12 protein-coding genes and 1 pseudogene are annotated in these 13,174 nt (G+C 38.9%); 1 reads left to right on the forward strand and 12 read right to left on the reverse strand.

The window, feature by feature from the left end; all coding sequences use genetic code 11:
- From Q0V26_RS14345 to Q0V26_RS14380, 8 genes and pseudogenes are all read right to left on the reverse strand, one after another.
- Window positions 1-134, reverse strand: a pseudogene (locus Q0V26_RS14345) (DNA-binding response regulator); the annotation flags it as partial.
- The gene (gene vxrA / locus Q0V26_RS14350) at window positions 109-1,548 is read right to left on the reverse strand and encodes a sensor histidine kinase VxrA (RefSeq protein ID WP_297482901.1); all 1,440 of its coding nucleotides are present in this window, start codon (window positions 1,546-1,548) and stop codon (window positions 109-111) included. The pseudogene Q0V26_RS14345 and the gene vxrA, both read right to left, overlap by 26 nt.
- 164 nt (window positions 1,549-1,712) lie before the next feature.
- Window positions 1,713-3,089 (reverse strand): Re/Si-specific NAD(P)(+) transhydrogenase subunit beta, encoded by a 1,377-nt coding sequence (pntB, locus tag Q0V26_RS14355; RefSeq protein WP_297482904.1) that lies wholly within the window; start codon window positions 3,087-3,089, stop codon window positions 1,713-1,715.
- Window positions 3,090-3,099: 10 nt separating this feature from the next.
- Complete coding sequence (locus tag Q0V26_RS14360) at window positions 3,100-4,653, reverse strand: Re/Si-specific NAD(P)(+) transhydrogenase subunit alpha (protein ID WP_297482907.1); 1,554 nt, start codon at window positions 4,651-4,653, stop codon at window positions 3,100-3,102.
- 374 nt (window positions 4,654-5,027) lie between these two features.
- Window positions 5,028-5,303, reverse strand: coding sequence for an HlyU family transcriptional regulator (locus Q0V26_RS14365; protein WP_297482910.1), 276 nt, complete (start codon window positions 5,301-5,303; stop codon window positions 5,028-5,030).
- A 305-nt stretch (window positions 5,304-5,608) separates the two neighbouring features.
- A complete protein-coding gene (locus Q0V26_RS14370; protein WP_297482912.1) occupies window positions 5,609-5,803 on the reverse strand; it encodes a hypothetical protein in 195 nt (64 codons plus the stop codon).
- Between the two features lie 230 nt (window positions 5,804-6,033).
- Window positions 6,034-7,785: a bifunctional metallophosphatase/5'-nucleotidase gene (locus tag Q0V26_RS14375; RefSeq protein ID WP_297482915.1), complete on the reverse strand. Its 1,752-nt coding sequence runs from the start codon at window positions 7,783-7,785 to the stop codon at window positions 6,034-6,036.
- A gap of 234 nt (window positions 7,786-8,019) precedes the next feature.
- On the reverse strand, window positions 8,020-8,415 hold the full coding sequence (locus tag Q0V26_RS14380; protein WP_297482919.1) for a VOC family protein: 396 nt from the start codon (window positions 8,413-8,415) through the stop codon (window positions 8,020-8,022).
- A gap of 148 nt (window positions 8,416-8,563) precedes the next feature.
- Here Q0V26_RS14380 and Q0V26_RS14385 point away from each other — a divergent pair, with 148 nt between their 5' ends.
- Complete coding sequence (locus Q0V26_RS14385) at window positions 8,564-10,237, forward strand: DUF2813 domain-containing protein (RefSeq protein ID WP_297482923.1); 1,674 nt, start codon at window positions 8,564-8,566, stop codon at window positions 10,235-10,237.
- 72 nt (window positions 10,238-10,309) lie between these two features.
- On the opposite strand, the gene Q0V26_RS14390 is transcribed toward Q0V26_RS14385, so the two are convergent.
- From Q0V26_RS14390 to Q0V26_RS14405, 4 genes are read right to left on the reverse strand one after another with little or no spacing between them, the layout of a single operon-like run.
- Entirely contained in the window at window positions 10,310-10,864 is a 555-nt protein-coding gene (locus Q0V26_RS14390; protein WP_297482926.1) for a DUF3833 domain-containing protein, read from the reverse strand.
- Between the two features lie 53 nt (window positions 10,865-10,917).
- Window positions 10,918-11,415 carry a hypothetical protein gene (locus Q0V26_RS14395; protein ID WP_297482929.1) on the reverse strand — a complete coding sequence of 166 codons (498 nt, stop codon included), beginning with the start codon at window positions 11,413-11,415 and terminating at the stop codon, window positions 10,918-10,920.
- Window positions 11,412-11,927: a DUF2878 family protein gene (locus tag Q0V26_RS14400; RefSeq protein ID WP_107275558.1), complete on the reverse strand. Its 516-nt coding sequence runs from the start codon at window positions 11,925-11,927 to the stop codon at window positions 11,412-11,414. The genes Q0V26_RS14395 and Q0V26_RS14400 overlap by 4 nt, the downstream gene beginning before the upstream one ends.
- A complete protein-coding gene (locus Q0V26_RS14405; RefSeq protein ID WP_297482933.1) occupies window positions 11,927-13,165 on the reverse strand; it encodes a cyclopropane-fatty-acyl-phospholipid synthase family protein in 1,239 nt (412 codons plus the stop codon). The genes Q0V26_RS14400 and Q0V26_RS14405 overlap by 1 nt, the downstream gene beginning before the upstream one ends.
- Between the last annotated feature and the right edge of the window lie 9 nt (window positions 13,166-13,174).

Below are 13,174 nucleotides of genomic sequence, written 5' to 3' on the forward strand. Positions count from 1 at the left end.
GCATCACGCCATAATGCAGCAACTTTAGTAGCACAATCAGCATATAAGCAATTGTATCCAGCTTGCTTTAAGCAATCGAGTAAACCATCAGCAAGGTTCCGGTCATCTTCAACCAGTAGCAGAGTTTGATTCACACGGAATCTCCAAAATAAACGTTGTAGGTGGGCCAATAAGTTTCATTCGTCCCCCCATTCTATTAATCATCGATTCAACAATTGTTAAACCCAGACCTAAACCTTGGGAGCTAACAAATGGTTTTCTTAAACGAGACCAATCTTTTGCACTAAGTTGTCCTTCATCTTGAATAACCAGTCTCAAAGTCCCATTTTTATACGATGACGATAAACTAACAGGCATTACACCATACTTATGAGCATTAGATAACACGTTATCAAGACAAGTGCCTAGCCAATAAATATTAACAAGGATACTTCTATCCTCTGATAAATTCAATGTAACATCATATGTTTCAGTAAGATAGCCTAACCATTCATTCAATGACTCAACATTCTGAACACTTAATTGTTGCTGATTGGCTTGAAGATAGTCTTTACTTGCTTCCGCTAATTGACGCAACCGACGAGAATCTTCAGTTAAACGACGGAATTCGTCATATAAACCTTCAGGTAATTCATCAAAATGGCGTCTAAAGCCTTCTACCGTCATTGCTAAACTCGCAATCGGCGTACGTAATTCATGTGTTAATATTTGCAACACTAACATACGCTCTTCCATCGTTCGACGACGGATGCGGAATCGATAAATCACCCAACTCAGTAGCAAACAAGCATTCATTGTAAGCAAACCTATTAATAAATAGTAGGTTACATGTGGCTTATTATCTTCACGCCAACAAATATTGCCATTTTTCGCAAGGCAAAAATCATTTTTATCTAAGCGTTTAAAATGTAGTTGGTAGTGATTAAGCATTTTTGTCCATGTTACTTGGCCAAAAATACGGTATTCATTATCATTACGAACCCAAAGCTCGCCATTTGATATAAAAAAGTGCGCACCAGAAATAAATGCATGTATTTCATCACTATTCATTCGCTGCAACCGTCCTAGAATCGTTGTTGCAGCCGCTATTGGACGTTCTTTTATATGCAAATACTTACTGTATTTTATCGCCATATTCGGATGTTGTTGAATGTAACGATAAGCATAACTACCACCACCTGGATGAATGTACCCTACACGTGAAAACCAACTCGACGGTAATTTTGTTTTAAAACAAATTGCACGAGTAAATACAACCGGTTGAGTAACCAATGGTGATAATGGCCATGGTCCCTTACAGTTTAACGAATTATGATATAACTGACGTAATGCCTTCAGTGGATACTCATTCGTTTGTGGTAATAGTGTTTCAGGTACTAACAACGGCCCTGGGTATAAGCTCTGAAATTTACGAAAATCGTATGTTGCTAAAGGCTTATGTTTCAATAGATCAGAACGGGCTGCATTTAGCCGCTCTGGAAATGTTTGGTCTTCCGCAAATGATGCAGAAGAAAAAAATAAAGAAAAGACTAATACGTACGTTTTCATACCCGCAGTTTACATTGTAGAACCGTGTTTTGTCAAAAAAATGTCAGAGCAACAATTACTTAAAACAATAGCCTTTGCCTATAACATTTAAATTATATTCTATTATTTATTGTAAAAAAAAAGCCACTCAACCCTGAGTGACTTTAATTATAGTACGGATATTTTTATAAATGTTCAAGAATAGATAAACATGACGCTTTTGCATCACCAAACAACATTTGGCTATTTTCTTTAAAGAACAATGGGTTTTGAACGCCAGCATAACCCGTGTTCATAGAACGTTTGAATACAATTACATTACTTGCATTCCACACTTCAAGAACAGGCATGCCAGCAATTGGACTGTTTGGATCTTCCATTGCAGCAGGGTTTACGGTGTCGTTGGCACCAATAACTAATACCACATCAGTTTTAGGGAAATCGTCATTAATTTCATCCATTTCTAATACGATATCATACGGTACTTTTGCTTCCGCAAGTAATACGTTCATGTGACCAGGTAAACGTCCTGCTACAGGATGAATACCAAATCGAACTTCAATGCCTTGCGCACGCAGTTTATCCGTGATCTCATGCACTGGGTATTGAGCTTGTGCAACCGCCATGCCGTATCCAGGAGTGATAATAACTGACTTAGCATCTTTTAGTAACTCAGCCACTTCTTCTGCCGTTGTTTCACGGTGTTCACCATACTCTTCATCTGATGCAGGGGCTGTACCATCAGAGCCAAATCCTCCGGCAATAACACTCACAAAAGAGCGGTTCATCGCTTTACACATAATGTAAGATAGGATGGCGCCCGAAGAACCAACTAAAGCACCCGTTACAATAAGAAGATCGTTTGCAAGCATGAAACCTGCAGCTGCTGCAGCCCAACCTGAGTATGAGTTAAGCATTGACACTACCACTGGCATATCTGCACCACCAATAGATGCAACCAAGTGGTAACCAAATGCAAATGCAATCAGTGTTACTAGAATCAATGCTGCCATTGAGCCTTCAGCTTTCACAAACCACACTAGCAATGCAGCAGAAACAAGTAGCGCTACAAGGTTAAGTTTATGTCGATGCGGCAACTGAAGTGCAGATGATGACACTAAGCCACGTAACTTAGCAAAAGCGACCAATGAGCCGGTAAAGGTAACGGCGCCAATGAAGACACCAAGGAAAACTTCCACTAAGTGAATATTTAACAATGCACCTTCTAACGGTTGATGATGTAAGAAAGTATTAAAACCAACCAGTACCGCCGCCATACCTACGAAGCTGTGAAGCATTGCAACGAGCTCTGGCATTTCGGTCATTTCTACTTTTTTAGCGTAGAAAATACCAATTGCACCACCAATAATCATTGCCAGAATGATCCAAACTGTTGCTTGTGAATCTGGTCCAAAAATAGTGGCTACCAATGCAATCGCCATACCCGCAATACCGAAGTAATTACCTTTTCGTGCGGTTTCTTGCTTGGATAGTCCAGCAAGTGACATGATAAACAATACGGCAGCAACAATGTATGCCGCTTGTACGATTCCTGCAGACATGTATTACTCCTTATTTATCTTTACGGAACATTTCTAGCATACGTTTAGTGACGGTAAAGCCACCAAAAATATTGATACTAGCAATGAGAACAGCAACAAAAGCCAACACGGAGACGATTCCGGAGCCTTGTCCTATTTGGAGTAATGCACCTACAATGATGATGCCTGAAATTGCGTTTGTTACTGACATAAGTGGTGTATGTAAAGAGTGGCTAACGTTCCATACAACGTAATAACCAACCACACATGACAATACAAATACAGTGAAGTGAGCAAGGAACTCAGGGGGCGAGTAATGACCAATCCATGCAAATAATGCAATACCAGCCGCCATCATGCCGTATTTCTTTATCGGCGACATAGGTTCAGCTTTTTTAAGCTGTACCTTTTCTACTGTTTTTGGTTGTTGAGGAACTGCAGAAACTTTAATTGGTGGCGCTGGCCATGTGACCTCACCCGCTTTAATAACAGTTAAGCCACGTAAGACTTCATCATCAAAGTTAATATCAATCGTGCCGTCTTTTTCTTTACACAGTAGTTTTAATAAATTAACTAAGTTCGTGCCATAAAGTTGCGATGCTTGTGTCGGTAAACGACCAACCATATCGGTGTAACCAATAATTTTAACGCCATTTGCAGTCGTAATAACTTTATCAGCTTCAGTGTAAGCACAGTTACCACCATTTGCTGCAGCTAAATCAACAATCACACTGCCAGACTTCATAGAGTCGACCATTTCTTTGGTGATCAATTTAGGTGCAGGACGACCAGGAATCAGTGCTGTTGTGATGATAATATCAACATCTTTCGCTTGCTCTGCATATAAACGCTCAGCCGCTTGGTTGAATTCATCAGACATTTCTTTAGCGTAGCCATCACCCGTCGAAGTATCTTCTTTAAAATCGACTTCGAGGAATTCTGCGCCCATTGATTCAACTTGCTCTTTCACCTCAGGGCGAACATCAAACGAGCGAACAATCGCACCTAAACTTCCAGCAGCACCAATAGCAGCAAGACCGGCAACACCAGCACCAGCAACTAACACTTTTGCAGGAGGCACTTTACCTGCGGCAGTAATTTGACCTGTAAAGAAACGACCAAATTCATGGGCGGCTTCAACAACAGCACGATAACCTGCAATATTCGCCATTGAGCTTAATGCATCTAAGGCTTGCGCACGTGAAATACGTGGCACTGAATCCATCGCCATGACATTAATGTCTTTAGTGGCTAGCTTTTCTAATAATTCAGCGTTTTGCGCCGGCCAAATAAAGCTAACTAGGCTCGCACCCTCTTTTATTAAATCAAACTCATCAATGCCTGTAGCTGGATTCACCTGTGGAGCATTCACTTTTAAAATAAGATCAGCTTGCCATACGGCTTCAGTTGTTGCTAATTCAGCACCAGCAGCTTCAAAAGCAGCATCATCAAAGCTCGCTAATGCACCCGCTCCATGTTCAACAACAACGCTGAACCCCATTTTTAATAACTGCTCAACCGTTTTCGGTGTGGCAGCAACTCGCGTTTCATTCGCGAGGACCTCTTTTGGTACACCAATCTGCATTATTATTCCCTGAACATTGGCTATAGATAAATATTTTGTATCGAACCTTAAAAGCAATAGCAAGCTTTTTACAGTTAAAAACAAAAAATTCCACAAATTTCATTAATAAATAACATTATTGTCATTTTTTCATGAAATATAAGCACCTTTTCATCCATGACAAAGAGGTTAAAAAATATGTATTACATAATGTTAGTCATATTAACTAAGTCAAAAAAACAACTCAGCAAATATATCTATTAATCTTGCTTTAAACGTATTAAAAACAAAATATATTTAACAAAATAGCAACACTTAGCTACTTATTTTTAGTGCTAAAAATAAGATACCCAGCAACAAGCACGATTGCAATGAAATATGTTGTATATGTGGATTTATTTAAACATTCGCTCACCCGTTTGATCGATAAACATTTGTGCTTTTTTTAACATAAATGTTTCAGCATCAACACGTGACGGTAAAATATCAGAACGTATAAAGTAGTGTGTCTGTATTGTGTCATTGATTTGTTTACAAATACGCCCAGCAATACGAAACTGCCCACCTTCCTTTTGAGGCTCGGGATAAATCAAATAACCATTATATTCAATGGGTTCAATTGTTGTTTCAGTTGTGGCCTTTTTACCAAATAACCAAGAAAATAATCCCATTACTACCTCATGTTAATTTATCAATCGTCGCTTTATTAATCTAAGGCTATGTTTTATCCATGATACCTCTAGCCTCAAACACACTAACTTCTATTTTCACTTATCAATATAAACTATTTTTATATCATAAAATCAATACTATATGCTTTTATCTTTATCGAACATTAGTTTCTAAATCAAGATATTATGACACCATTATTACAGGCACAAAAAAACCAGCACATTAGCTGGTTTCTTATTTTCTCTATTCGTAAGCAAAGCAATCAAACTGCTTACCTACTTATACCATTAACCATAAAAAGTAATTAACGGTAAAGACCAATATCTTTTTGAATATGTAATGGTAAGTCAGAAACATTACCTAATGTTGGCGTTGAAACTGAACGGCTAAATAGAATATCACAAGCGTGGACGAGCAGGCCTCTCAACGTCAATGAATACGTTTTTTGATCATTCATTACTGCTGTTGGAATAGAGTCGAAATCAAATACCTGTGCCATACTACCTCTTCGGATTAGCCGTTATCAATGGGATTGGCAGCATAATAACGTAATGCTAGAGCGCTTTAACAATGACATTATTTAGCAATTAGGATTAGATAATCTAATCTAAAACACTAAAAACAAATGGATACCACCAGTACAGAATATCTCACTAAAAAAGCTAAAACACTCCATATTAACAGCGATTAATACGTTTTTTTAACTCATAAAATAATAACTAATAAGGATCAATTTTCACGGTTATCGCATGGAATAAATACCGTTAAATTTTCACTTGGTTTATCAAATGTGCACTGCTGTTTTGCAAAGGCTTCAAATGCATCAGCCATTGTTACATTAAGGGCTTGAGGATCTGTTACATAATCAAGCAAGGGAGCATATCCTTCTTTTCCTGCTGCGGTATACCCAGATGATACAGAGGTATAAATAGCATCATCATCAACCGCCAACCATTGCCCATTAGTGTAATATTCTAAGCTTTCAATCCGTTGACCGCTTGGCGCACCACAACGATACACATAACGTAAATCTGCCACATAAGGAAAACTACCGTCACCCGTTCCTTCAATATCATTATTAGTCGCATTATCAATCGCGCCTTCAAGCGCTTGACGAATACGTAACCCACGTACGCTATACAGCATAATCCCAATCGCAAAGGGTAATAATCGCCCAGCAATATCCGCTGGTGTTATCTCTCCAGGATTAAATGAGCACCTTACGCCACCAGCATTATGAATACCAAAATCGACATGATGACCAAGCTCTCTCGCTTGCCAAACAAAACTTTTTACCACCCAAGGCGCAATATCACTCGGTCCTTTTGCATCCGGAACTCTAATATGACGAAGAGGTTCATTAATAGACGCGATTTTATCCGTTTGTAATGCGCGTACAGCAGGACGGTAATGTTGATTTAGAATATTTTCTATACGTGGATCTTTTACCACAAACCGAATATTGGGCTGATTTAATAAATAATCACGAACTTTATTATGGTTATCATGATCTAAATGTTGAGTCCGCCCTGCATCAATCGTAAATTTACGTCCAAGTAGAAGTTGATTACACCCGGTCGCACTTTCTACACTACCATCAGCATTAAATGCAATTGTTAACTGACCAAGAGCTAACGCATTGCAACCAGCTTGAACCACACAAGTATTATTAACCATGAAGGCATAAGTATCTGTTTTACCATATCCAACATTAGTAAAATCGCCTTGCATGGTATGAGAATGGCCGCCGATAATGGCACCAATACCCTCAACCTCTTGGGCTAATGATAAATCACGGTCGTAGCCTAAATGACTTAACACAATAATTTTATTAATGCCTTTTTCTTTAAGCAATGCAATTGTATTTTTAGTCACCGTTGCTACATTACGAAAAGATGTATCAGGATCAGGATTCGCTATTCCCGCCATATTTTCAATCGCTAAACCAAAAATAGCCACGGGCTCACCATGCACATTCTTTATCAAATAATGCGCTGATTGTGTCGCATTATCATAAGCATAAACATTGTCTTTATTACGCAGAGGATTACGCTTTGTTTGATCTTCTTGCGATAAATCCCAATTGCCAGCTAATAATGGAAACGCCGTATGATCAAGAAAATCAGCAACAATGTCATTGCCCATATCAAGTTCATGATTACCTAATGCCATTGCCTCAACACCAATAGCATTGAGCAAAACTGCATTAGCCATACCTTTATAAAGCGAAAAATACAATGTGCCTTGAAAACAATCACCCGCATGTAAGAACATAAATTCACGTTGATGAAGTAATGCTTCACGCTTAATTTCAGTCACCGCAGAACAAAGACGTGAAAAACCGCCACAACTGGCATAAACCGATGTCTCTGAATTTAATACATCAGGTGAAAGTGATAAGGAAATCGCAGAAGGCTCAAAATTAGAGTGTGTATCATTAATATGAGCAAAAGTGATTGTTGCTGCGTGATTAACAGTCATAATAATTTCAGTTCCTCCAGAACCATCGGTATTACCTAACGACTGATTTATAACGCTCACAGCATTACAAAAATAAAGTTCGTCACTAAATAAGAAACCAAATTACATACAATGACATAAATATGAGATCTTTATCAAAATATACCATCTTTTCAGGAAAAACACTGAGTGAATAGCCTCTTAACACAATAGCGCTCATTTTTATTCACTCAATGAAGATAACATTCTTAATTATTACAGGTAGCGACCATGGCGTTGTAGAAATTCAATTTTGTAACCGTCAGGATCTTGAACAAAGAAAAATTTAGCCAATAAAACACCATCTCGAAAAAATTCTTTAATTTCTGCAGGATTGTAAGCTAATGCCACCAAGTTTTGATGCTCAGCTTCAAGATCATCCACAGCAACGGCAATGTGACCATAACCTGTACCATGTGTATAAGGTTCCGTTGTGCCCTCATTCCATGTCAATTCAAGTTCCATGTCATTTTCATCATTGCGTAAGTACACCAAACTAAAACCATCAAAATCTAGTCGTTGTGCAATATCTAAGTTTAATGCTTTTTTATAAAACTCTAATGATGCATTAAGATCAACAACACGAATCATTGAGTGAATAATTTTAGCCATCTGATCGCCCTTTATAATTGTTTTCGTTAAAAATTCATACGGACTATAGTATCTTTTTTAATTTGAACATTGTATCAATAATGTGAGCAAAACGATCCCTTTCTAATAATCTCTGCGCTATGTTGTAAAGAAAGAATAAGGAAAAATCATGCATTTAGAGCGTATTGAAATAGCAGGTTTTCGAGGTATCAAACGATTATCACTGTCGTTTGATGAATTAACCGTTCTTATCGGAGAAAATGCATGGGGGAAATCATCACTGCTGGATGCGTTAAGTTTGGCCTTATGCCCAAGTGCTGAATTTTACGAAATGAAGTTCTCTGACTTCCATGTTGATCATGCAATGGGTCATGAACGAGCATCTTCCCTACAGATAGTCCTTCGTTGGCATGAAGATTACCAAGGTGAATACCGCGCTCGACGTTATCGTGCTTTTGACCCTTTCTGGAGTGAACAGCATCATTTAAAACATCTTTATGTTCAGATCGATAGTCACATCAAAAACGATAAAATTATCACTCGCCGTCATTTTTTACATGCTGATGGTCATATTATTCAACATCCAGATACCGATAAGTTTTTACGTCAATTAATGGTCTTGCATCCAATCGTAAGAATTCGTGACGCGCGCCAATTAGAATATGGTAATACCTCTACAATTCCTACACATAATGCTACCACTGCGCCACCAACAAAAAATCGAGAATCCGAACGTATTCAACGCCGGCTTGATAATACATGCCGCCGTTTAATGACACAGCCTGGGCATGTGAGCGCGGCTGAAATCAAAAGTAGTATTAATACATTACGTTCATTAGTTGATCACTACTTTGCCTTTGCGCCACATACCCGTACAAAAGCAGAGCCTCATACTTACTATCCATTAGAAAATCAATATGACGATCAATGTCTCAATCCGTTTGATCAACTCGTACAACCTAGAATGACCAAACAAGCGAAATTGATTTTAATGGGACTACTTAACGCTTATATTCGTGCTCGCGGTCCCGTTGATCTAAAACGCATATCGCGTCCAATCATGATCTTAGAAGATCCTGAAGGACGATTACACCCTATCATGCTCCATCAAGCGTGGGCATTTATACAAAATATGCCGATGCAAAAAGTGTTAACAACCAATAGCCCTGAACTATTAAGTGTCGTTCCACTAACAGCCATTAAACGTCTACAGCGAACGCCACAAAAAACGGTGGTGCATGGCGTAAATAGTGGTGAACTTAATAAAGATGATATTCGTAAAGTCACCTTTCATGTCCGTATGCATCGCCCGAATGCGTTTTATGCACGCGTCTGGCTTCTTGTTGAAGGAGAGACGGAAGTATGGCTCTTTAATGAAATGGCACACCTTACCGGACATAACCTTGTCGCTGAAGGTATTCATGTGATTGAGTTTGCTCAAAGCGGGCTCAAACCACTGATTAAGCTTGCTCGTTTATTAGGGATTGAATGGCATCTTGTCGCTGATGGCGATCCTGCTGGACGAAAATATGCCGATAAAGTGAGATCATTATTGAATAATGACAGCGAACGCGAGCGTTTAACCGTACTTCCCGCGAAAGACATTGAACATTTCCTCTTTAAAAAAGGTTACGAGCCCTTATTTCGCCAACTTGCTAATATTTCAGATAATGACCAAATGCCCATTCGAAAAATCATTTATCGCGCCTTAAAAAAACACGCTAAGCCCGATGTCGCTTTAGCTATCGTACAATATACTCGTGAGTCAGATTCAGACAAAATGCCATTATTAATACGGTGGGTGTTAAAAAGAATCATTATAATGGCTAGAGGTATAATCTAAATAATGCAAATAGATAATATACCTAGGTACAACAACCGCTCTCTATATACATTTATTTATACTAGTTAGACGTTACTTTTGAAAAAACAATGTTACAGAGCCGACAGTGATCCCCCATTTTTTCATTTTAGCCACATTAAATAGCTGATTATTATCTTGGTAGAACATCCAATCTTCAAAGTTAATATGGTATGTCGTGCCGTCAATATCCATCGCTAATACATATTGCCAATGTAAAGCATTCCCTTTCTCATAACCGACGGCTTCACCGACAACATCATCAGCAGTACCAATATAGTGACCATTGGCTTGTTTCGTAATCGTCCATACCCGTTGTTGGATTTTTTTATCATCAAAAACAAAGTCCTCAGTAAGCACCAGTTTATTGCCAGTAATCACACCATTGAGTTCAACACTAAATCGGCGCACTTGCTGACCTTTATAATCTTGCACCATTCCCCAGGCTTGACTTCGTCCTTCAAAGAACTGAAATAAATTAAACTTAGGTTCAGCGTGTTCGTAATCTTCAATCGAGGCTGTACACCCATTGAGTAACAATACTAATACGCATCCAAGTAACCACTGTAAGGTGATGTATGAGGTTTGATAAATAGAATGAGAAGCCATAATCTGTTCCTCTTAACTTGCTATAGTCAATAATCAGCGTATATAACCTAGGCTTACTGACCAATGAGCTGCAAGCGTAACTTAGGGTATGCGGTGTCAGTTGATAACCAAATTCCAATAAAAGCGTTACTTAATGCCGTAGACAGTGGTTTACCTAACGGTTTGCCTGCTTGATAAAAACAGCCCTCGGTCGCATTTTTTACAAACACTAACCTATCGCCCTGTTTTACGTTCGGCCATTGTTGCGCTAACTGATTAAGCCATTGCTGTCGTTGTTGTGACGAAATACCTAAATGTTGCCATTGCTTGTCGGTTGCAATAAGAAGATCTTCTTTATCAATATCGCGTAAATAACGAATAATCAGTGCCAAATTTGGATCACTTGCAACATATTTACCCGATGGAGTTTTAAGTTGGGCGATATATATCTGCCACCAGCCCCATTTGAGTGTTGATTCCCCCACCGTCGGCCATGTATACCATGCTGAAGCTTGTACTGATGAGCAGAAAAAAGTCGTCATCAACAGTAATACCATTAAATAACTTTTCATACTGATCCTCTTTTGCTCATTCGCCGTAATAACCACAGTAAATAACCACTATAGATGCTCCAGACAAGTGCAATACCGATAAACGTAACAAGTTCACCATAAGGCCATATCACCGCACCTAATGTTAATCCCGTCCAATAACTGACAGCGCCACCAAGACTACCGCCAATAATCACGCCCCATAGTGGTAACCGTTGAACTTGCTCACGCATAATCCACACCATTGAGGTAAACCCTAGCCATAATAAGATTAGCCATAACGGTATAAAATAGCCAAAAGGTGCAAACAACGGATCAGTAGGCAAAGGAAATTGCATCACTCCTAATTGAAACAGAATGTAATCGCCACCAATACCAATAACACTTGCCAATAACGCGTAAGGAAAACAGCGACGATAGAATAACCAACAACCAATAAGCAGTGACATCAATAGCGTTACATACTGGTATTGCCCCCATACAGCAAGCAACCAAAACAGATTAAACCCAAGGCCTATCGCAAGATATTTCATTATTCACGCCACTGAGGACGACTAGCAACTAACTGAATGGTACTGATACTGCGTTCCAGAAATCCTCCTTCGCAATAACAGAAATAGTAGCGCCACATACGCATAAACCGTTCGTCATAACCGTAGTGGTGTAAGACTTCACTGTTTTTATTAAACATGACATGCCAATCAGCTAATGTTTTCGCGTAATCTAAACCAATATCTTTAATATCACGTGTTACAAAATCACTGTGTGATGTTAATTGTGACTGTAATACACTAATTGATGGCAGGAACCCACCGGGGAAGATATGTTTTTGAATAAAATCAACATCTTTGCTATAGCTTTTATAACGTTGATCGGCAATAGTTATGGCTTGAATAGCAAACAAACCATTCGGTTTAAGTAATGATTGGCATTTCTTAATATACGTGGATAAATACTGCTTACCGACGGCTTCAATCATTTCAATTGACACTAATTTGTCATATTGACCCGTTAAATCACGGTAGTCTTCCAGTAATAAAGTGATCTTATGCTCAAGACCTGCTTGTTTAACTTTCTCTTGCGCCCATTGGTATTGTTCCTTAGAAATGGTCGTAGTAGTGACATGGCAACCATAATGCTGCGCCGCATAAATTGCCATTCCCCCCCAACCCGTGCCTATCTCTAAGAGATGATCATGCTCTGTCAGCCGTAGTTGATCACATAATCTTGCCATTTTATTAATTTGAGACTGAGCAAGCGTATCTGATGCAGTTAAATACACCCCCGCGGAATATAGCATTCTGTCATCAAGAAAATGTCGATATAAATCATTACCTAAATCGTAGTGCGCCGAAATGTTATCTTTCGCATTATCTTGACTGTTTCTGCGTGAAAAATGGTGAAATTGTTTAATTAACCGAGTTATCCAACCAACTTTAGCTTCTATTTTATCTAGCGTCGTCATATTGCGAGCCAGAATGCGCACTACATTAGTTAAGTCTGGGCTATCCCACCAGCCATCAATATACGCTTCACCGGCACCAATACTGCCATCAGTTAATAAACGTTTATAAAAATCAAGATTAGTAACAGTAATCGTTGCTTGTAAACTGGCTTGCTTATCGCCAAAGAAATGGGTATCTCCGCCTTGTTCTGACAATGTTAACCCGACATCTGATAGCTGACGTAATATCGTAAAAATTAATCGACGTGACCGATCATGACTAAATACACCTGTTGATGTTGCCGGCTCTAACTCACTTCTAAGCATAGTTTATTC

It is taken from the genome of uncultured Photobacterium sp. (assembly GCF_947039875.1).
In the GTDB taxonomy this organism is placed as follows: Bacteria; Pseudomonadota; Gammaproteobacteria; order Enterobacterales; family Vibrionaceae; genus Photobacterium.